This window comes from Micromonospora profundi (assembly GCF_011927785.1).
Taxonomy (GTDB): Bacteria; Actinomycetota; Actinomycetes; order Mycobacteriales; family Micromonosporaceae; genus Micromonospora; species Micromonospora profundi.
This window is the reverse complement of the sequence record NZ_JAATJK010000001.1, coordinates 26,834-45,918: the sequence shown is the minus strand read 5'-3', so window position 1 is coordinate 45,918 and position 19,085 is coordinate 26,834. Positions and strand designations below refer to the sequence as shown.

Genomic DNA, 19,085 nt, shown 5'->3' with positions numbered 1-19,085 from the left:
TCACACCTCCCGGCCGGCAGCGGCGGCGGTCGAGCCCTTCGCGGACCGGGCCGAGCTGAAGCCCCGCTCCGCGGCGTACTGCTCGAGCAGCTTGCGCAGATTACGACGGCCCCGGTGCAGACGCGACATCACGGTGCCGATCGGCGTGCCCATGATGTCGGCGACCTCCTTGTACGAGAAGCCCTCGACGTCGGTCAGGTAGACAGCCAGGCGGAACTCCTCCGGCAACTGCTGGAGGGCCTCCTTGACGTCGCTGTCCGGCAGCCGGTCCAGTGCCTCGGTCTCGGCTGAGCGCAGACCGCTGGACGTGTGCGACTCGGCCTCGGCGAGCTGCCAGTCGGTGATCTCCTCCGTGGGCGCCTGGATCGGTTGGCGCTGCCGCTTGCGGTAGGAGTTGATGTAGGTGTTGGTCAGGATCCGGTAGAGCCAGGCCTTCAGGTTGGTGCCCTGCTCGAACTGGTGGAAGGCCGCGTACGCCTTCAGGTATGTCTCCTGGACCAGGTCTTCGGCATCCGCCGGGTTGCGCGTCATGCGCAGCCCAGCAGCGTAGAGCTGATCGACGAAAGGCATCGCGTCCCGTTCGAACCGGGCCCTGCGCTCGTCCGTCTTCTCGGTGGTCAACCGCACATCCCCTCGCGTCGGATGCTTTCCCGCCGAGGATACGCGCACGGACGTGCCCGCAGATTCACTTCCGGCTGGTGTGCCCGTGCTCACCGCCCTCACACCGCCCGGCCCCACACCGCCCGGCCCCACACCGCCCGGCCTCGCGGTCGCGGGCCAGGCCGGAGCATCCAGCAGCCGCTTGAGCTGCTTGGCGTCCCGCTCGTCCCGTTCCAGGCTTCGTGTCTCGGTCGGCACCGGTCACCCCCCTCGCAAAAGTCGTCCGGGGGTAGTAACGCGATAGGGAAGCTGTCGCATTCCATCGTGCTCTCCCGTTCCTGGTCCCGGCCCCGGCGACGGCCGGCGCTGGGACCAGGAAGGGCCTGGGAGGACTGGCGTCGCCCGCTCGAACCGGGCCGGCGGCACCATCGAGAGCAACGAACCGCGCCGGGCACCGGAAACGGCCGACCCCCACGAGCCACAGCTCAGTCGGCTGTCCAGCCGTGGGCACGCAGCCAGTCCCGCACGGCGGCAGCGGTGCCGGCAGGGTCCCGCCGCAGGTCGTGCGTCTCACCTGGCCGGGTCACCACCTGCACGGCCGGCCCCGACTCGGGCACCCCGAACGGATCCCGGTCGCCGTTGACCACAAGCGTCGGCAGCCCGGTGTCGAGTTCGGCAGCCCGGGAGCGTTCCGGCCGGCCCGGCGGGTGCAGCGGAAAGGCAAGCGCCAGCACTCCGGCCGCACCCACGGCATGAGCCGTGCGACAGGCCACCCGGGCACCGCTGGACCGACCGCCCACCAGCAGCGTCGGCACGTCGGCGTGGCGGTGACGCACCGCGGCGAGAACGACCGTCCACGCCTCGTCGAGGTGCCCGGCGGGGGCCGGCGCACGCCGGCCGGCGACCCGGTAGGGCTGGGTCACCCGGACCACCGCGAGGCCGGCCGAGACCGCGGCGTCGCGCACCGCGAGCAGGTCAGGTGCGTCGACGCTGCCGCCCGCGCCGTGCCCGAGCACCAGCAGGCTGGTGATCGGGCGGTCCGGCACGTCCGTGTCGATCCGCGCCGGACCGCGTGGGGTGTCGATCTCTTCGCTGGGCAGCACCGACCCATTCTGCGCCGTTCCGACCCGTCACTGGGATCGGAACGCGCCGGTGGTCAGCTCAGCGGCACCAGCGTGAGCAGGCGGTCCCGCACCGGCGGACCGGCGTCGTCGAGGGCGTCCGGATCCGGCTCGACCTCGCCCCGCCAGGCGACAAGCATCGCCCGCCGTTCGCGGGGCGTGGTGGCACCCCACACCCCGTGGCAGTCACCCACCTCCAGCGCCCACGCCAGACAGGACCCCTGCACATCGCAGCTGCGACAGAGTGCGACGGCGGCGTCCGCCGGCTCGTTGGGCGCCGGAAAGAACGTCTCCGGATCCACACTCTGGCATGTCCCTCTGGTGCGCCACGCGTCGTCTTGTCGCCGTTCCCGCAAGGCCCGCAGCAGTCGCGGATCCTGCCGCGCCGCGGCCACCTCGTGCGGGCGTGGCATACGCGCCCGTGTCATTCCACCCACCTCCCCCGTGGGACCGGCAAGATCGGTGGATGCCATCCGCCCCGTGCGAATACGACAGCCACTACCGGCGCTGTGTTGTATCGCACTTCTGGTGATCGGGACAAGTGGCTGCCGGGAACCTGACTGAACTGATGGGCGACGAATCGATCGGAAACCTGGCAAATCGGCGCTTGGCGATGTGTGCCGGCTTCAGAACAGAGTCAGCTCCTGCGGTGCCAGCGCCGACCCGACGGCCACCCGGGCGGTCAAACCGGGCCCGTCGTTGCGAACGTCACCCACCGCCGGCCCAACCGGACGGACCTCCAGCGCGCCCAACTGCCCTGCCGACGGAGGGGCCAGCAGTTGCTCCGGCTCGTCGCTCGACGACAGCCACGACGACCAACGCTCCGGCGGCAGAAGCAGCGGCATCCGGTCATGCACCTCGGCCAACTCGCCGAGCGCCGCGGTGGTCAGCACGCTGAAGGTGAGCCGGGAATCAGCCCCGGACTCCCACACCGACCAGATGCCAGCCAGGGCGAGCACCGAGCCGTCGGCGGGTGTCATGTAGTACGCCTGCCGCCCGCCCTCCGGCAGGCGTACCCACTCGTACCAGCCGTCGGCCGGGACGAGGCAGCGGCGGCGGGCGAACGCAGGGGCGTACGCCCGGCTGCTGGCCACCGTCTCGGACCGCGCGTTGATCATGCGGGCCGCGCCGGCCGCGGACCGGGACCAGTGCGGCAGAAAACCCCAACGCCCCACGCAGAGACTGCGGTGCCCTTCCGGGGTCATCCGGACCAACGGCACCGGGTCGGTGGGGGCGACATTGTGATCCGGCTGGACCCGGCCCTCGGTGTCGTCGGACGACTCGAACAGCGCGCTCAGCTCACCGGCGCCACGGGTCGTCGCGTACCTGCCGCACATGCGCCAACGCTAGCCTGTCGATGGCCCGCCGGCTGTCCCGCCAACCGGGAGTACGACCGCTGGTCGGTGCCGACGGCCGGTTGACACGGCAGAATGTAACCGTGGGGAATCTGACCGCCACCCGGCCACCGCAGCCGTGGAGCGCACCGACCGCATCCGACCCGGTGGCGGCCACGCTGCGCCTGCCCGGTTCCAAGTCGCTCACCGCACGGGCCCTGGTGCTCAGCGCGCTGGCCGCCGGCCCGTCGACGCTGGCCGGGCCGTTGCGTGCCCGGGACACCGAGTTGATGGCGGCCGGTCTGCGCGCCATGGGCACGTACGTGTCGATGAGCGACGACGAGCGCTGGCTGGTCCGTCCGCACCCGCTGAGCGGGCCGGCGCACGTCGACGTGGGGCTGGCCGGCACTGTGATGCGGTTCGTGCCGCCGGTGGCGGGGCTGGCCGACGGACAGGTCACCTTCGACGGCGACCCACACGCCCGGACCCGGCCGCTCGGTCCACTGATCGAGGCGCTGCGCTCGCTGGGAGTCCGGATCGACGTCACCGGCACGGGCAGCCTGCCGCTCACCGTGCAGGGCTCCGGTGGGGTCACCGGCGGCGAGGTGGTGATCGACGCGTCCGCGTCCAGCCAGTTGGTCTCCGGTCTGCTGCTGGCCGCCCCCCGCTTCGACAGTGGTCTCGTGGTGCGCCACGTCGGCCCGCCGGTGCCCTCCGCGCCGCACCTGCGGATGACGGTGCAGATGCTGCGGGCCGCCGGCGCGGCCGTCGACGACACCACACCCGACGTGTGGACCGTCGAGCCCGGCCCCCTCACCGGGCGCGGCTGGGAGATCGAGCCGGACCTCTCCGGCGCGGTGCCGTTCTTCGCCGCAGCCCTCGTCACCGGCGGTGAGGTCACCCTCCAGGGCTGGCCGCACAACAGCGCGCAGCCGATCGAGCAGCTCCGTTCGCTGCTGCACCAGATGGGTGGCGAGGTCAGCCTCTCCACCAACGGGCTGACCGTCCGGGGCACCGGCGTGGTGCACGGCCTGACCGCCGACCTGTCCGACGTCAGCGAGCTGACCCCCGTGCTCACCGCGCTGGCCATGCTCGCCGACTCGCCGTCGGTCTTCACAGGGGTCGGGCACATCCGCGGCCACGAGACCGACCGCCTCGCCGCCCTGGCGCAGGAGTTCGCCGCGCTCGGGGCAGACATCACCGAGGCGCCGGACGGGTTGTCGATCCGGCCCCGGCCGCTGCGCGGTGGCACCTTCCGCACCTACCACGACCACCGCATGGCGCACGCCGCCGCGGTGGCCGGTCTCGCCGTGCCGGGCATCGAGGTCGACGACGTCGGGTGTACCTCAAAGACCATGCCGGAGTTCCCGGCACTATGGTCAGCGATGGTGACCGGCAAGAACTGAGGCGAGAAGAGGACAGGTCCTGGCGACCAGACGGCGGGAGTACGACGAGGACGACGTACGGGTCCGGCCCGGAAAGTCGTCGCGCCCGCGTACGCGCACCCGTCCCCAACACGCCGACGCTGTGGACGGCTTCGTCATCGCCGTCGACAGGGGTCGCTACACCTGCGTGCTTGCCGGTGCCGAGCGCGGCGTGGCCGGTGCCGAGCTGCCCACGATCACCGCGATGAGAGCCCGTGAGCTGGGCCGTAAGTCGGTGGTGGTGGGCGACCGGGTCAGCCTTGTCGGGGACACTTCCGGCGCCGAGGGCGCTCTCGCCCGCATCGTCCGGATCGCCGACCGCCGGTCGGTGCTGCGCCGCACCGCCGACGACGACGAGAGCACCGCCGAGGGTCGGCTGGAACGGGTGGTGGTCGCCAACGCCGACCAGTTGGTGATCGTCAGCGCGTTGGCCGACCCGCCGCCGCGTACCGGGTTCATCGACCGCTGCCTGGTGGCCGCCTATGACGCGGACGTCGAGCCGCTGCTCTGCCTCACCAAGGCCGATCTGGCCGGGCCGGAGGAGGTGCTGGGCTACTACGCCGAACTGGAGCTGCCGTACGTGCTCAACCGCCCCGACGCCGACCTGGCCGCGCTGCGCGCGCTGCTCGGCGGCCGGGTGTCGGTGCTGGTCGGGCACTCCGGGGTGGGCAAGTCGACACTTGTCAACCGGCTCGTCCCGGACGCCGATCGCGCCGTCGGCGTGGTCAGCGCGATCGGCCGCGGCCGACACACCTCGACGAGCGCTGTGGCGCTGCGGCTGCCCCCGGTGCCCGGCGTGGACACCGACCCGGGCTGGATCATCGACACCCCCGGCATCCGCAGCTTCGGGCTGGCGCACGTCTCCGCCGACAGCCTGCTGCACGGCTTCCCCGACCTGGTCGAGGGCACCGTCGACTGCCCGCCGAACTGCCCCCACAGCACAGACGAGGCCGAGTGCGGGCTGGACGCCTGGGTGGCCGCCGGCAAGGCCGACGCGCGCCGGCTGGCGTCGTACCGCCGGTTGCTCGCCTCCCGCGCCGGTGAGGGCGACTCGCGGGGCGACGCCGACCAGCGCGGGCCCGGCGAGGGCGACCGGCGCGGGCCGGACGAGTGAGCCGCCGGGCATCGGCTAGGTTGCCGGCATGACCGGGTACGCCGACGACCTCACCCTCGCCCACCTGCTCGCCGACCGGGCCGACGCCGTCGCCACGGCCCGCTTCCGGGCGCTCGACCTCCGTGTGGAGTCCAAGCCGGACCTCACACCGGTGTCCGACGCGGACACCGCGGTGGAGCGGGAGATCCGCGCGCTACTGGCGGAGCACCGGCCTGGTGACGGGCTGCTCGGCGAGGAGTACGGCGCCAAGCCGGACACCGACCCCGGCGGCCGCCGGTGGATCGTCGACCCGATCGACGGCACCAAGAACTTCGTCCGCGGCGTGCCCGTGTGGGCCACCCTGATCGCGCTCTACGACGGCGACCGGCCGGCGGTCGGCGTGGTGTCCGCACCGGCGCTGGGGCGGCGCTGGTGGGCCAGCGCGGGCGCGGGCGCGTACGCCGGACCGGGCCCTGCCGCCGGCGAGCGGATCAGCGTCTCGGCGGTCGGCCGGATCGACGACGCCAGCTTCTGCTACTCGTCGCTTACCGGGTGGGAACGCGCCGGCCGGCTCGACGCGATGCTCGACGTGATGCGGGCCAGCTGGCGCAGCCGGGCGTACGGCGACTTCTACGGCTACATGCTGCTGGCCGAGGGTGCGCTTGACGTGATGGTCGAGCCGGAGTTGTCACTGTGGGACGTGGCGGCATTGGTGCCGATCATCACCGAGGCGGGTGGCACGGTCACAGATCTGGCGGGTCGACCGGCTCCGGCGGGCGCGCCGGGCACCGAGAGCAGCGTGGTGGCGACCAATGGGTTGCTGCACACCGACATCCTCACTCGACTGGATCGGCCAGCCGAGCGCTGACCCCCGGCAACCTCTATCCTCGCCAGGTGGTCTCCTCCGGCTGGTGTTTTCTCGCGGCGATGATCGTCGCGTACGGCTTCGCCAACCTTCTCCAGTCGGTGGCTGCGGCCCGCACAACGGTCCACCACACCTTCGACCCGGGTCTGCTGTTGCGCCTCGCCGGGCACCGGACGTACCTCGTCGGGTTGGGCTGCCAGATCGGCGGTTTCGTGCTCGCGTTCCTGGCCCGGCGGGACCTGCCGCTGTTCCTGGTGCAGGCGAGTGTGGCCGCCGGGCTCGGGGTGACCGCCATCCTCGGGGTACTGGTGCTGAAGTGGCGCCTGCCGCTGGCGGAGGTGGTCCTGCTGGCTCTGCTCTTCGCGGGGATCACCGCGCTGGTGCTGGCCGCCCGGCCGGCGCCGTCACGGCAGCTCGGCACCGCCGGCTCGGTCGTGCTGCTGGCGGCGCTCGGGCTCATCGGGGTGCTCGGCGTCTTCGCCGTCCGGCTGCACGGCGCCCCCGGGTCGGTGGCGCTGGGTTCGCTTGCCGGCCTGGCGTTCTCCTCGGCCGCGGTCGCGGCCCGGCCGCTGGCTTCGGTGCCGTCGGCCGAGGCGTTCCTGTCCAACCCGCTGCTCTACCTGCTGATCGCGCACTCGATCGTCGGCCAACTGCTGCTCGGCCTGGCCATGCAGCGCGGCTCGACGACCGCCGCGGTCGCCGCAATGGACGCCGCCGGTGCGGTACCGGCGGCGATCGTCGGGCTGCTGCTGCTCAACGACAAGATCTGGCCGGGCCGGGAGTGGTTGGCGGCGGTCGGATTCCTGGTCACACTGGCCTCGGTGATCGGCCTGACCCGGTACGCCAAACCGCAGCAGGAACGGTCCGTGCCGCAGCGGGGTGGGCGGGCCATGGTCGGCATCGGCCGGCCTGTCTGAGCCGACACCGACCACGACCCGCCTGGGTTCACGCCTCCACGGGCTTGCGGCGGCTCACCACCCGCTCGTAGAGGCGCTCAAGCGCTCCGGCGGTGCGTTCCCAGGTGTAGCTGCTGCGGACCCGGTCCACCGCGGCGTGCCCGTACGCGAACCGGCCGGCGTTGTCGGTGAGCAGCCGGCGCAGGGACACGCCGAGCGTGCGCACGTCACCGGGCGGCACCAGACGGCCGGTGACCTCGTCCACCACTGCGTCGGCAAGGCCGCCCATCGCGTAGCCGACAACCGGCACGCCGCAGGCCATGGCCTCCAGCGAGACGCGCCCGGCCGAGGAGTACCGCGGTGTGCAGGCCACCACGTCCGCCGACCGGTACCAGGTGGCCATCTGGTCGTGCGGCACCGCCCCGACCAGACGTACCTGGTCGGCCAGCCCGGCCCGTTCGGCCAGCTCGCGCAGTCGGCGTGCCTCTGCGTGGTTGGCCAGTTGACTGGCCGGCGGTCCACCGGCGATCACCAGCTCGGCGTCGCCGACCAGGCGCATGGCCCGGATCAGGTCGTCCTGGCCGTGGCCCGCGGTGAGCCCGCCGACGGAGAGGATCCGGGGCCGCTGCTCGCGCGGCGCCGCCTCACCGTCGGGGTGGAACAGCTCGGTGTCCACCCCGGCCGGCACCATCGCCACCGAGCTGCGTTGCAGACCCATCCGGGTCAGCTCATCCACCTCGTCGTTGCTCTGGGCGACAGCGATGTCCACCGCGCGGGTCAACGCCCGTTCCAGCGGGATCCGCTGCCCCGGCCCGTCGTAGTGGCCGCCCAGGTGTCGCAGTTGCTCGATGCCCAGTGAGTGGAAGGTCTGCACCACCGGTATGTCGGTTTCACGGACGGCGTGCGCGGCGGCCAGGCCACCGATCCAGTAGTGCCCGTGCACCACCTCGGGCCGCCAGGCGCCGCCCCACTCGTCGGCCAGCCAGCGCCCGAACTCCGTCACGTGCGGAATCAGCTCGGCGGTGGCCAGCCGGGTGGGCGGGCCGCTGGGCACCCGGTGCACACGGTAGCCGTTGACGTCCGCCGTCACCGGCAGCTCCGGGTCGTCGCGGCGTTCGTAGATCCGGACATCATGGCCGCGAGCGGCCAGCTCTTCGGCGACCCGCGCGATGTGCTGCTGGGTACCGACCGGCGGGCCGTCGGCGTGCCGGTACGAACTGCTGTGCGCGCAGACGAGGCCGACGCGCATGGGTCACCTCCCTGCGATCTTCTCCTCGGCGGTCCGGTCAGAGCGTCCCATTAACCTGAGGGCCTGGAGCCGAAACCTGGCAGATCGGGAAACACCCCACCTCAGCTGCGTCGGCACCTGCGCCACGGCAGTCCCAACAGCCCGCCGCGACGCACCAGATCACGCTTCCCGATGATCGTCCGGCGGCCGGTGGTATGACCTGGTCCGCCCGGGGGTACCGCTCAGGAATGCCGCTGACCCGCAGTCTCGACGATTCGACCGTGGTGATCACCGGCGCGTCCAGCGGGATCGGCGCCGCCACCGCGTACGCGCTGGCCCGCCGGGGTGCCGCCGTCGTGGTGGCCGCCCGCAGCGAGCCGGCACTACGACAGGTGGCACAGCGCTGTCGGGAGCTGGGCGGTCGGGCGTTGGCGGTGCCTACCGACGTGACCGACCTGGAGTCGGTGCTGATGCTCGCCGATCGGGCCGTGGACGAGTTCGGCCACCTGGACGCCTGGGTGAACAACGCCGCCGTGAGCGCTGTGGGCCTGTTCGACGAGATCCCGGTCGCCGAGTTCCGCCGGGTGCTGGAGGTCGACCTGCTCGGCGCTGTGCACGGCATCAAGGCCGCCCTGCCGTATCTCAGCGCTGCCGGCGGCGGGGTGCTTGTCAACAACGCGTCGGTACTCGCCGAGGTGGCGATGCCGTACCAGTCGGCGTACAACACCGCCAAGCACGGCATCCGTGGGCTGGCCGACACCATCCGGCAGGAGCTGCGGGTCACCGGCCGGAGTCAGATATCCGTCTGCACGGTGCTGCCAGCCACCATCGACACCCCGTTCTTCCGGCACGCGGCAAACCACAGCGGCCGCGAGTTGCTGCCACCCCCGCCCGTTTATCCGCCGGAGGTGGTGGCCGAGACCATCGTCCGGTTGCTGCGCCGGCCGCGCCGCGAGGCGTACGCCGGCGGTGCCGCCCGGTTGGTGGGCCTCCAGTGGCGGCTCGCGCCGGCGCTTGTGGAGCGCACCCTCGGCTGGTACGCCCAGCGGACCCAGTTCGGCCCGGGTGCCCGGCTGGACACCAGCGGCAACGTGTTCCGGCCCGACGGGCAGGCAAGCCACGACGGTGGTTGGAACGGTCGTCGCCGGCACCTGGTGCGGATGACCGCCGCCTTCGGCCTAGCGGCGGCCGGCACCGCGGTCGGCACGATCGCGGCGAAGAGCCGCCGATCCCGGTCAGGTCGCTGATGACGGGCATCGACCGGCCGAACACGCCGTACCTCGGCGTGCCGAGCGGCGGCGCGGCGGCGCCCGCCGGCACGCGCTGCCGCGTGGAGGTGGACGACTCGTCCGCGGTGGTGCGGTTGAGCGGCGTGCTCGACCCGGCCGCCGCCGACACGGTCCGCGACGCGCTGCTCGCGCGGCTCTGCGACCGGCCCGGCCCGATCGTCGCCGACGTGACCCGGCTCCGGGTCGACGAACCTCCGGGGCGGAGTGTCTTCGCCCAGGTCCGCCAGGAGGTCGCCGACTGGCCCGCAGCGGATCTGCTGCTCTGCGACCCGGCGGTCTCCGGGGCCGGTAGCGCCGACACCGCGTTCGCCGGTGTCCCGGCCTGGCCCACCCTGGACGGCGCGCTGGCAGCGCTCGCCGCGACGCCACTCGCGGCGGTGCTGACCGTCGATCTGCCTCCCACCGTGGAGGCCGCTCGGCAGGCCCGCGAGTTGGTTGCCACCGGCTGCCGAAACTGGGGCATGCCGGCGTTGACCGAACCGGCCCAGATCGCGGTCACCGAAATGGTCAACAACGTGGTGGTGCACGCCCGGACGGTGATGAACGTCCGGCTGGCGCCGTACGACAACACACTGCAACTGTCGGTCCGTGACCACTCCCCGCGCTGGCCGACGTTCGCCGGGGTGTCCCCGCCGACGCGTGCCGGCGGCCGGGGCCTCCTGTTGATCGACACGATGGCCCGTCGCTGGGGTACCAGCGTGGTGCCGGACGGCAAGGTCATCTGGTGCGTGCTGCACCCGGACGACGAGGCCAGGGCGTTCGGCTGACGGCGGTTCCGCCCCCGCTGGCCGGTTCACTCCCGCATGACCGGCAGTGCTCCGGTTACGGCGGGAGGGCAGCGGGTAGTGATCAGACATGCGCGACAACGAGTACCCGACCCCCGTGTCCGACACCGAGGCGGAGGGGCTGCCCGACACCGCCGACGACGACTCGACCGCCAACGACGACGTCCTCACCGGGCGCGAGGCGGACGGCCCGGAGCCGGCCCAGCTTCCCGGCGACCGGACCCCGGTGGCGGTGGACCGCTTCGGCACCACTGCCGACGAGCAGCTCGACGGCGAGTCGCTGGACTACAAGCTCCAGCGGGAGAGCTTCGAGCGCCCGGTGGACGACCCGCTGGCCGGCCCGGTCGACCCGAAGATCGCCCTTGAGGCGGACAACGAGGCGGCCGCCGCGGAAGCCCAACTGGACGCCGACGTGATGGATCCGGGCCCCACCTCGGACCCGAACTCGCCGGTCTCCCTCTACGACCACGGCCAGCTCGGCACTGTCGCCGACGCCACGGTGGGTCGTCTGGTGCAACCGGACGAGGGGGCGCACACCGGCCAGGAGACCGACTCCGTGGCGTACGACGCCGGGTCGGCCGGTGGTGGGGCGACAGCCGAGGAGCTGGCCATCCACGAGACCGAACCGCCGCGTTCGGTCTGAGCGGGCTCAACCGTCCAGGCCCCGCTCGATGGCGTAGCGGGTCAGCTCGACCCGGTTGTGCAGTTGCAGCTTGCCCAGCGTGTTCTGCACGTGGTTCTGCACAGTGCGGTGGGACAGGCCGAGCCGCTGCGCGATCTGCTTGTACGACATCCCCTTTGCCACCAGGCGCAGCACCTCCGTCTCCCGGTCGGTGAGCCGGGGTGTGCCGGGTTCCGCGCTTCCGGCCGGCCCGGCCCCCGGCCCCGGCCCGGTGGCCAGCCGGCGGTACTCCCCCAGGACCAGCCCGGCCAGGCCGGGCGTGAACACCGGATCACCGACGGCGGTACGGCGCACCGCGTCGAGGAACTCGGCGGGCGCCGTCGACTTCACCAGGTAGCCGGTGGCGCCCGCCTTCACCGCGTCGAGCACCGACTGCTCCTCACCGCTGGCGCTGAGCATCAGCACCCGCACCTGAGGGAGCGCGGCACGCAGCCCGAGGACCACCTCGACACCGGAGATGTCCGGTAGTTGCAGGTCGAGGACGACGACGTCGGGCCGGGCGGCGGCGGCCACCCGGATCGCCTGCCGTCCCTCACCGCTGGTGGCCACCACGAGGAAACCGGCCTCGGTGAGATCGCGGGCCACGCCTTCCCGCCACATCGGATGGTCGTCGACGACCATCACCCGCAGGGCGGTCACCGTCCGGCCCTCGGCACTGTCAGCTCGATCTCGGTGCCGGCCTCGGGGGCCGAGATGATCCGTACCGTCCCGCCGAGGTCGGCCACCCGGCCCTGGATCGACTGGCTCACTCCGAGCCGCCCCTGCGCGGCGGCCTCGTCCAGTCGGCCGTCCGGGATGCCCGGCCCCTCATCACGGATCGACACGGTCACCGTCTCCCCCTCGTCCTCGACCAGCACCCAGGCCCGCCCACCGGCGTGGCGTCCCACGTTGTCCAGGGCCGCGCCCGTCGCGGCAGCGACCTCCCGGGCCACCTGCCGGGGCAGGGGCACCGGGGTCGCGGGCGCGGACAGCGACACCGCCGTCGAGGCGTACCGGCCGAGCAGAGCACGAAGGTCGACCGCGTCCGTGTCGGGCAGGTCCGGCCCGACGGCACCGGCCGGGGCGCTGCCTGCGATGAGCGCCCGCAGGGCGGCTTCCTGCTCGCCGGCCAGCCGGGCCAGCTCACCGGCCTCGCCGGGCAGGTCCGCGCCACGCCGCTGCACCAGCGCCAGCACCTGGAGCACCGAGTCGTGGATGCCCCGGGCCAGCCGTTCCCGCTCCCGGGTGGCCGCCTCCAGCTCCACGGCGCGTTGCAGGCGCTCCTCGGCGTCGGCGGCAAGGCGCGCCACGTGCCCGACCACCACACCGGCGAGCAGCATGAGGATCACCCCGGTGAACGAGGACTGGCCGATCCGCTCACGGGTGGCCAGGTCCGCGCCGGCCACGAGCAGCGCGGCCACAGTGCCCCGCCGCCGGCCACCGGAGACGGCCCAGGCCAGCACCGGGCCGGCCATCCAGGCAACCCCAAGAGTGGGTACGCCGCTGGCGAGCGCCTCCCGCCCGACCACCCACGGGGTGGACAGCACGACGGCCATGACGACGCCGAGGTCGGTCAGCAGCAGCGGCCAGCGGCGCCAGCTCGGTCGGGCGTACGCGACGCTTGTCGCCGCGGTCCAGGCGACCATCACCAGGATCAGGGCACCGACCGCTACCGGGTGGGCGTACCGGTCGGCGTCGCGCACCGCGAGCGCGCAGACGTACGCCAGGGAGGCCAGCCGGAACACCGTGAGCGCCCGCCAGAGCGGCACCTCGAATCCACGCGGCGGCGACGGCATGGCGGTCAGGATGCCACAGCCGCGCCAACGCCGCGAAAGGCAGAGAGTGCGGGCCGAGAAACCCTGACGTACGGTTGAAAAGCCGCGAAACACGCCGGGATCCGCCGTCGGAACGGGGGCATGATGAACGCAGATCCGCACGCACCGCGTACGGTTGTGCCCATCGACCCTGCCCTCCTGATCGCCGAGGCCTTCGACCAGGCCCAGGTGACCGAGATTCGACACTCGGTCGCCTCCTGCGCGCATGCCTCCGGTCTCGCCGGCCAACGGCTTGACGACTTCGTGCTGGCGGTCAACGAGCTGATCACCAACGCGGTGCGGCACGGCGGCGGGCGCGGGTGGCTACGACTCTGGCAGGAGCCGGGCGTGCTGGTCTGCGAGGTCGCCGACCACGGCCGCGGCATCAGCCCGCAACGGCTGGGCGACCGACGCCGGCCGGCCCCGGACACCGCCGGCGGCTGGGGTCTGTGGCTGGCCCGGGAGCTGACCGACGCCATGGAGATCGCCACCAGCGGCGCCGGGACCACCGTACGCATCACCGCCGTCCTCACCGCCTCCGACCACACCCCGCGCTGACCTCGGGCCTCGACGGCCAGCGCGGGCAGTGGCAGCCGCTGGCAGCGGCCGGATCAGGCGAAGAGGGCGGAGACCGACTCCCCGTTGTGGATCCGGCGCATCGCCTCGGCCAGGGCGGGAGCCACCGACAGGACCTGGAGTTCGGGTACCTGTTTGGCGGCCGGGATGGGAACGGTGTTGGTGCAGACGATCTCCAGGACGCCTTCCTGGTCGCTGAGCCGCCGCAGCGCGTCAGCGGAGAAGAGACCGTGCGTGCAGGCCAGCCGGATCGAACGCACCTTCAGGCCGCGCAGGTGCTCCATCAACTCGATGACAGTGCTGCCCTTGGCGATCTCGTCGTCGAGCACGATGACGTCACGGTCGGCCACCTCGCCGATCACCGCGCTGATCTTCACAAGGTCGTCGCTGAACCGCTGCTTCGCTCCGGCAGCTACCGGTGTGCCGAGCATCCGGGCGAAAGCCGCCGCCTCCTTGGCGTTGCCGAGGTCCGGCGAGACCACCACCGTGTTGCTGAGGTCGTAGCGCCGGAAGTGGGTGGCCAGTTCGCGCAGCGCGTGGAGATGGTCCACGGGGACGCTGAAGAAGCCGTGCACCTGCGGCGAGTGCAGGGTCATCGCGAGCACCCGGTCCGCGCCGGCCGAGGTGAGCAGGTCGGCGACGAGCCGGGCACCGATGGAGATCCGTGGCGCGTCCTTCTTGTCCGAGCGGGCGTACGCGTAGTGCGGCAGCACCACAGTGATCCGGCCGGCGGACGCGCCCCGGGCGGCGTCGATCATCAGCAGCAGTTCGACCAGGTTCTCCTGCACCGGGGGCACAAGCGGTTGGATCAGGAAGACGTCACGCTCGCGGCAGTTGGCCTGCAACTGCACTTCGAGGCAGTCGTTGGCGAACCGGGAGACGCGCACCGGATGCAGCGGCACCCCCAGGTGAGCGCAGATCTCGGCGGCGAGGTCGGGATGGGCGGTTCCACTGAAAACGGCGATGTCGCGCACGTTCGCACATCGTAGGCGACGCGTAGGCCGACGTGACGCCGGTCGCACCGTGACACCGCTTTGGGTACGGTGCTGCGGTGACCCCCGAGTACGTCGCCGCCATCGACCAGGGCACCACCTCCTCGCGGTGCATCGTCTTCGACTCCGCCGGGGAGATCGTCGCCGTGGCCCAGCGCGAGCACCGGCAGATCTTCCCCCGGCCGGGCTGGGTGGAGCACGACGCCGAGGAGATCTGGGACAACGTCCAGCAGGTGATCTCCGAGGCGTTGCGGTCCGCCGGGACGGACGCGGCTGGTCTGGCCGCCGTGGGCATCACCAACCAGCGGGAGACGACACTGGTCTGGGACCGGGCCACCGGCCGCCCGGTGGCCAACGCAATCGTCTGGCAGGACACCCGCACCGGGCCGCTGCTGCGCGAGCTGGCCTCGGCGTACGGCGAGGAGCGGTTCCGGGTCCGCACGGGCCTGCCGCTTGCGACCTACTTCGCCGGCCCCAAGTTGCGCTGGCTGCTGGACGAGGTCGACGGCCTGCGTGAGCGCGCCGAGCGCGGCGAGGTGCTGTTCGGCACCATGGACAGCTGGCTGATCTGGAAACTGACCGGCGAGCACGTCACCGACGTGACGAACGCCAGCCGGACCATGCTCATGGACCTCACGACGCTCGACTGGCACCCGGAACTGCTGGACGCCATGGGCGTGCCTGCGGCGATGCTCCCGGAGATCCGCTGCTCCGCCGAGGTGTACGGCACGGCCACCGGCGTCCTCGACGGGGTGCCGGTGGCGAGCGCGCTGGGCGACCAGCAGGCCGCGCTGTTCGGTCAGACGTGCTTCCAGCCGGGCGAGGCGAAGTGCACCTACGGCACCGGCAGCTTCCTGCTGCTCAACACCGGCGCCACACCTGTCCCGTCGACGCACGGCCTGCTCACCACCGTCGCCTACCAGATCAAGGGCCAACCGCCGGCGTACGCCCTCGAAGGCGCCATCGCCGTCACCGGGTCGCTCGTGCAGTGGCTGCGCGACAACCTCGGCCTGATCTCCACGGCCGCCGAGGTGGAGGAGTTGGCCCGCACCGTGGACGACAACGGCGGCTGCTACGTGGTGCCGGCGTTCTCCGGGCTCTTCGCACCGCACTGGCGCAGCGACGCCCGCGGGGTGATCGCCGGCCTTACCGGCTACATCACGAAGGGGCACCTGGCGCGGGCGGTGCTTGAGGCGTCGGCGTGGCAGACCCGCGAGGTGGTCGACGCGATGGACGCCGACTCCGACGTGGCCCTGCGCCGACTCCGGGTGGACGGCGGGATGACCGCAAACGCCCTGCTCATGCAGTTCCTCGCCGACGTGCTCGACGTGCCGGTGATCCGCTCCCGGATCACCGAGACCACCTGCCTGGGCGCGGCGTACGCGGCTGGCCTGGCTGTCGGCTTCTGGCCCGACCTGGCCACGTTGCGCGCGCAGTGGCGCTCCGACGCGCAGTGGGAGTCGACCATGGCACCGGAGCTACGCGACAGGGAGCTGCACAGCTGGCGCAAGGCGGTGCGGCGCACCCTCGACTGGGTGGAGTGACAAGCGCCAGCGACCGGGTGGAGTGACGCTGGCGACCGGGTGAACTGACGCAGGCCCGGTGCCGACGCCCACCCGTCCCGGCCAAGCACGCGCGCGCAGCGCGGTGCGGACCCGGCGGATCGCCGGCGGCCCGCTCAGCTCCAGCGGTTGCCGGTGAGCTTCTCGTACACCTCGACGTAGCGGGCGCGGGTCGCCTCGACGACCTCGACGGGCACGTCCGGTGCCGGCTCCTGCTTGTCCCATCCGCTGCCGGTGGCCCAGTCCCGCACGTACTGCTTGTCGTAGGAGAACTGCACCCGGCCCGGCTGGTACGACTCGGCGGGCCAGAAGCGCGACGAGTCGGAGGTGAGCAACTCGTCGGCGAGGACCAGGGTGCCGTCCGGCGCCCAGCCCAGCTCGATCTTGGTGTCGGCGATCAGGATGCCCCGGTCGGCGGCCAGCTCCGCGCCGCGCCGGTAGACGTCGATGGTGATCTGCCGCAGCCGCTCGGCGGTGGCCTGACCCACCTTGTCCACCACGTCGTCGAACGTGATCGGCTCGTCGTGCTCGCCCATCGGCGCCTTGGTCGACGGCGTGAAGATCGGCTCGGGCAGGATCGACGCCTCACCGAGCCCCCGGGGCAGCGGCACGCCGGAGACCGCGCCGGTGCGCTCGTACTCCCGCAGGCCGCCGCCGGTGAGGTAACCCCGGGCGACGCACTCGACCGGGACCATGTCCAGCCGCTGGCAGCGGATGGCCCGGCCGGCGAACTCGGCCGGCACGTCGGTGGCGGAGATGACGTGGTTCGGCACGAGGTCGGCGAGCTGCTCGAACCACCAGAGCGAGAGCGCGGTGAGCAGTCGACCCTTGTCCGGGATCGGCGTCGGCAACGCCACGTCGTAGATCGAGATACGGTCCGAGGCGACCAGGATCAGGTCGTCGCCGTCGGCGTAGACGTCCCGGACCTTGCCCGAGTGCAGAAGTTCCACGCGCCCTAGTACACCACGCGGCAGCGGCGGTCCGGCTTCGGCTACCCGCGCGGGGGCCGGCCACCAGGGATGACCGGATGGACGTTGACACCCTTGTGCGCCGCCTGCGTGAATGGTCCGACCCCGCCCGCAGGTACCAGGAGACCCCGTGCCCGTTGTTCGACAGCCGATCGACCGCCTCGGCGCGGACCCGGGCCGGCGCCGTCTGCTCAGCGCGCTGCTCGGCGCTCCCCTGCTGGTCACCGGCGGGCTGGCCGGGTGTACCGACGAATCCACCACGTCGGCCGAGGACGGGCCTGTCGAGCTGTCGGTCTTCTGGTGGGGCGGGCAGAAGCGGGCCGAGTTGACCGAGAAGGCTCTGCGGCTCTACTCGGAGCGCAACCCCCGGGTCACCTTCCGCGTCACCTGGCAGGGCGCCGACGGCTACTACGACCGGCTGGCCACGCAGGCTGCCGGCGGCAACATTCCGGATCTGATCCAGGTCGACGACGCCGTGCTTGCCGAGTACGCCGAGCGCGAGATCGTTCTCGACCTCACCGACAGTGTCGCCGACCGCCGGTTGGACCTGGGCGGTCTGCCGGACGGTCTCGTCCGCTCCGGCACCGTGGACGGCCGGACGATGGGGGTGGCCGCCGGGCAGACCCTCGGGGCCGTGGTCTTCAACCGTGACCTGCTGCGCGAACTGCGGGTGCCCGAGCCGCGCGGCGGAATGTCCTGGGCGGACTACATCGCCTGGGCCACAGAGGTCACCGAGGCCAGTGACGGCCAGGTGGCCGGTACGGTCGACGCGTCCGGCGACTACCGCGCCTTCTGGTTGTGGTTGCGTTCGCAGGGCGGCGAGTTCTATCGGGGACGACAGATGGGCTTCGGCGCCGACGAACTGATCGCCTGGTTCGAGCTGTGGCAGCGGGCACGGGCAGGGCGGGCCACTCCTGGCGCGGCCCTCGTGGAGCAGTCCGACAGCGGAGAGCCGGCCCGGCAACTGGTGGTCACCGGGTTGACCGCCGCGTCCTTCGCCTGGTCCCACCAGCTACCGGACCTGCAACGGCTCACCGATGCGGAGCTGGGCGTGGTGGGCATCCCCGGCCCTCCGGGCTCGCAGTGGGCGAGGGCGTCGATGTACTGGTCCGCGTTCCGCGGCACCCGCCACCCGGACACCGTCATCGACGTGATCAATTTCCTGACCACGAACGGCGAGGCCGGCACGGTTCTCGGCCACGAACGCGGCCTCAACGCCAGCATCCCCGTACGCCGTTACACCGAGGGCAGCATCACCGACCCGGCTCAGCAGCGCGCCGCCGCGTTCGGCGCCAGCATCGCAGACCAGCTCGGGCCCGCACCCGCGCCGCCGCCGATGGGCCACGCGAAGGTACGTTCGCTGCTTGTCACCGCCGCGGAGAGCATCCGCGGCGGGCGGGCCGGCACGCGCGCGGCCACCTCACGATTCCTCTCCCTGGCCAACGCCGCGCTGGCGGCGTGACCGCCGGGCGGTCCCGCAGCGCCGCCCGGCGTCGAGCTGACATCCGCACCCGGTCAGGCGGCATCGGCCTGCGCCGCTGAGTGCGCCAGCGGGGCTCGGCGACCGCAGGCCGTCGCCCGGGTGAACGGGGTCAGCGCGGCGGGCCTCCACGGCGACCACGCATCAGGCGCAGCAGCAGGAACACGATGATCGCCACCACCACGAGGCAGCAGAGCAGGCCGATGAAGCCGAAGCCGCCTCGGGACCGCCGCCGAGCGGCCTCCACCACGATCTCGCCGGTGCCTGTGGACGCCCAGGCCGCGACGGGCACGAACACCGTCAGCACGACCGTACCGAGGACCGCGCCGAGCCGGCCCCACCACCTACCAAAGGAAGACATGCGCCCATCCTCCCCGAAGGGTGCAACCTCGGCACG

At 72.4% G+C, this 19,085-nt stretch carries 19 protein-coding genes and 1 pseudogene; 10 read left to right on the top strand and 10 right to left on the bottom strand.

What is annotated here, in order from left to right; all coding sequences use genetic code 11:
• From F4558_RS00220 to F4558_RS00205, 4 genes are all read right to left on the bottom strand, one after another.
• Window positions 1-858, bottom strand: coding sequence for a sigma-70 family RNA polymerase sigma factor (locus tag F4558_RS00220; protein WP_167942871.1), 858 nt, complete (start codon window positions 856-858; stop codon window positions 1-3).
• 227 nt (window positions 859-1,085) lie between these two features.
• Entirely contained in the window at window positions 1,086-1,703 is a 618-nt protein-coding gene (locus F4558_RS00215; protein WP_167942870.1) for an alpha/beta hydrolase family protein, read from the bottom strand.
• 53 nt (window positions 1,704-1,756) lie between these two features.
• Entirely contained in the window at window positions 1,757-2,149 is a 393-nt protein-coding gene (locus tag F4558_RS00210) for a WhiB family transcriptional regulator (RefSeq protein WP_053660304.1), read from the bottom strand.
• 198 nt (window positions 2,150-2,347) lie between these two features.
• Window positions 2,348-3,058: an SOS response-associated peptidase gene (locus F4558_RS00205; protein ID WP_053660306.1), complete on the bottom strand. Its 711-nt coding sequence runs from the start codon at window positions 3,056-3,058 to the stop codon at window positions 2,348-2,350.
• Between the two features lie 101 nt (window positions 3,059-3,159).
• Here F4558_RS00205 and aroA point away from each other — a divergent pair, with 101 nt between their 5' ends.
• The 4 genes and pseudogenes from aroA (at window position 3,160) to F4558_RS00185 (ending at window position 7,425) form a co-directional block, all read left to right on the top strand.
• Window positions 3,160-4,461, top strand: a complete 1,302-nt coding sequence (gene aroA, locus F4558_RS00200; protein WP_053660308.1) for a 3-phosphoshikimate 1-carboxyvinyltransferase — start codon at window positions 3,160-3,162, stop codon at window positions 4,459-4,461.
• Between the two features lie 121 nt (window positions 4,462-4,582).
• On the top strand, window positions 4,583-5,593 hold the full coding sequence (gene rsgA, locus F4558_RS00195) for a ribosome small subunit-dependent GTPase A (protein ID WP_053660310.1): 1,011 nt from the start codon (window positions 4,583-4,585) through the stop codon (window positions 5,591-5,593).
• 28 nt (window positions 5,594-5,621) lie between these two features.
• A complete protein-coding gene (gene hisN / locus F4558_RS00190) occupies window positions 5,622-6,440 on the top strand; it encodes a histidinol-phosphatase (RefSeq protein ID WP_053660312.1) in 819 nt (272 codons plus the stop codon).
• A 59-nt stretch (window positions 6,441-6,499) separates the two neighbouring features.
• Window positions 6,500-7,425, top strand: a pseudogene (locus F4558_RS00185) (DMT family transporter).
• On the opposite strand, the gene F4558_RS00180 reads toward F4558_RS00185, so the two are convergent.
• Entirely contained in the window at window positions 7,383-8,582 is a 1,200-nt protein-coding gene (locus F4558_RS00180) for a glycosyltransferase (RefSeq protein WP_053660316.1), read from the bottom strand. The pseudogene F4558_RS00185 and the gene F4558_RS00180 overlap by 43 nt on opposite strands.
• 227 nt (window positions 8,583-8,809) lie before the next feature.
• Here F4558_RS00180 and F4558_RS00175 point away from each other — a divergent pair, with 227 nt between their 5' ends.
• The 3 genes from F4558_RS00175 (at window position 8,810) to F4558_RS00165 (ending at window position 11,278) form a co-directional block, all read left to right on the top strand.
• Complete coding sequence (locus tag F4558_RS00175; RefSeq protein WP_053660318.1) at window positions 8,810-9,808, top strand: SDR family oxidoreductase; 999 nt, start codon at window positions 8,810-8,812, stop codon at window positions 9,806-9,808.
• Window positions 9,808-10,617: an ATP-binding protein gene (locus tag F4558_RS00170; RefSeq protein ID WP_053660321.1), complete on the top strand. Its 810-nt coding sequence runs from the start codon at window positions 9,808-9,810 to the stop codon at window positions 10,615-10,617. Before F4558_RS00175 ends, F4558_RS00170 begins: the two co-directional genes overlap by 1 nt.
• 88 nt (window positions 10,618-10,705) lie before the next feature.
• Window positions 10,706-11,278, top strand: a complete 573-nt coding sequence (locus tag F4558_RS00165) for a DUF5709 domain-containing protein (RefSeq protein WP_053660323.1) — start codon at window positions 10,706-10,708, stop codon at window positions 11,276-11,278.
• A 6-nt stretch (window positions 11,279-11,284) separates the two neighbouring features.
• Here the strand turns inward: F4558_RS00165 and F4558_RS00160 are convergent, their stop codons facing one another.
• Window positions 11,285-11,938 (bottom strand): response regulator, encoded by a 654-nt coding sequence (locus tag F4558_RS00160; protein ID WP_053660600.1) that lies wholly within the window; start codon window positions 11,936-11,938, stop codon window positions 11,285-11,287.
• Between the two features lie 14 nt (window positions 11,939-11,952).
• A complete protein-coding gene (macS, locus tag F4558_RS00155) occupies window positions 11,953-13,092 on the bottom strand; it encodes a MacS family sensor histidine kinase (protein WP_053660325.1) in 1,140 nt (379 codons plus the stop codon).
• Window positions 13,093-13,212: 120 nt separating this feature from the next.
• Between macS and F4558_RS00150 the strand changes: the two genes are divergently transcribed.
• On the top strand, window positions 13,213-13,668 hold the full coding sequence (locus F4558_RS00150; RefSeq protein WP_053660327.1) for an ATP-binding protein: 456 nt from the start codon (window positions 13,213-13,215) through the stop codon (window positions 13,666-13,668).
• 53 nt (window positions 13,669-13,721) lie between these two features.
• Here the strand turns inward: F4558_RS00150 and F4558_RS00145 are convergent, their stop codons facing one another.
• Entirely contained in the window at window positions 13,722-14,660 is a 939-nt protein-coding gene (locus F4558_RS00145) for a ribose-phosphate diphosphokinase (RefSeq protein ID WP_167942868.1), read from the bottom strand.
• Between the two features lie 77 nt (window positions 14,661-14,737).
• Here F4558_RS00145 and glpK point away from each other — a divergent pair, with 77 nt between their 5' ends.
• Window positions 14,738-16,222: a glycerol kinase GlpK gene (gene glpK / locus F4558_RS00140; RefSeq protein ID WP_167942867.1), complete on the top strand. Its 1,485-nt coding sequence runs from the start codon at window positions 14,738-14,740 to the stop codon at window positions 16,220-16,222.
• Window positions 16,223-16,356: 134 nt separating this feature from the next.
• Here the strand turns inward: glpK and F4558_RS00135 are convergent, their stop codons facing one another.
• Window positions 16,357-17,190, bottom strand: coding sequence for a phosphoribosylaminoimidazolesuccinocarboxamide synthase (locus F4558_RS00135; RefSeq protein ID WP_053660331.1), 834 nt, complete (start codon window positions 17,188-17,190; stop codon window positions 16,357-16,359).
• Window positions 17,191-17,338: 148 nt separating this feature from the next.
• Between F4558_RS00135 and F4558_RS00130 the strand changes: the two genes are divergently transcribed.
• Entirely contained in the window at window positions 17,339-18,670 is a 1,332-nt protein-coding gene (locus tag F4558_RS00130; protein ID WP_306273486.1) for an ABC transporter substrate-binding protein, read from the top strand.
• Window positions 18,671-18,800: 130 nt separating this feature from the next.
• Here the strand turns inward: F4558_RS00130 and F4558_RS00125 are convergent, their stop codons facing one another.
• Window positions 18,801-19,049, bottom strand: a complete 249-nt coding sequence (locus tag F4558_RS00125) for a hypothetical protein (protein ID WP_053660335.1) — start codon at window positions 19,047-19,049, stop codon at window positions 18,801-18,803.
• Window positions 19,050-19,085 lie beyond the last annotated feature (36 nt).

Coding starts and splice junctions, on each gene's coding strand:
- macS (WP_053660325.1), bottom strand. CDS start 13,092: ATGCCGTCGCCGCCGCGTGGATTCGAGGTGCCGCTCTGGCGGGCGCTC.
- F4558_RS00165 (WP_053660323.1), top strand. CDS start 10,706: ATGCGCGACAACGAGTACCCGACCCCCGTGTCCGACACCGAGGCGGAG.
- F4558_RS00160 (WP_053660600.1), bottom strand. CDS start 11,938: ATGGTCGTCGACGACCATCCGATGTGGCGGGAAGGCGTGGCCCGCGAT.
- F4558_RS00180 (WP_053660316.1), bottom strand. CDS start 8,582: ATGCGCGTCGGCCTCGTCTGCGCGCACAGCAGTTCGTACCGGCACGCC.
- F4558_RS00210 (WP_053660304.1), bottom strand. CDS start 2,149: ATGACACGGGCGCGTATGCCACGCCCGCACGAGGTGGCCGCGGCGCGG.
- F4558_RS00150 (WP_053660327.1), top strand. CDS start 13,213: ATGATGAACGCAGATCCGCACGCACCGCGTACGGTTGTGCCCATCGAC.
- F4558_RS00205 (WP_053660306.1), bottom strand. CDS start 3,058: ATGTGCGGCAGGTACGCGACGACCCGTGGCGCCGGTGAGCTGAGCGCG.
- F4558_RS00125 (WP_053660335.1), bottom strand. CDS start 19,049: ATGTCTTCCTTTGGTAGGTGGTGGGGCCGGCTCGGCGCGGTCCTCGGT.
- hisN (WP_053660312.1), top strand. CDS start 5,622: ATGACCGGGTACGCCGACGACCTCACCCTCGCCCACCTGCTCGCCGAC.
- F4558_RS00170 (WP_053660321.1), top strand. CDS start 9,808: ATGACGGGCATCGACCGGCCGAACACGCCGTACCTCGGCGTGCCGAGC.
- F4558_RS00175 (WP_053660318.1), top strand. CDS start 8,810: ATGCCGCTGACCCGCAGTCTCGACGATTCGACCGTGGTGATCACCGGC.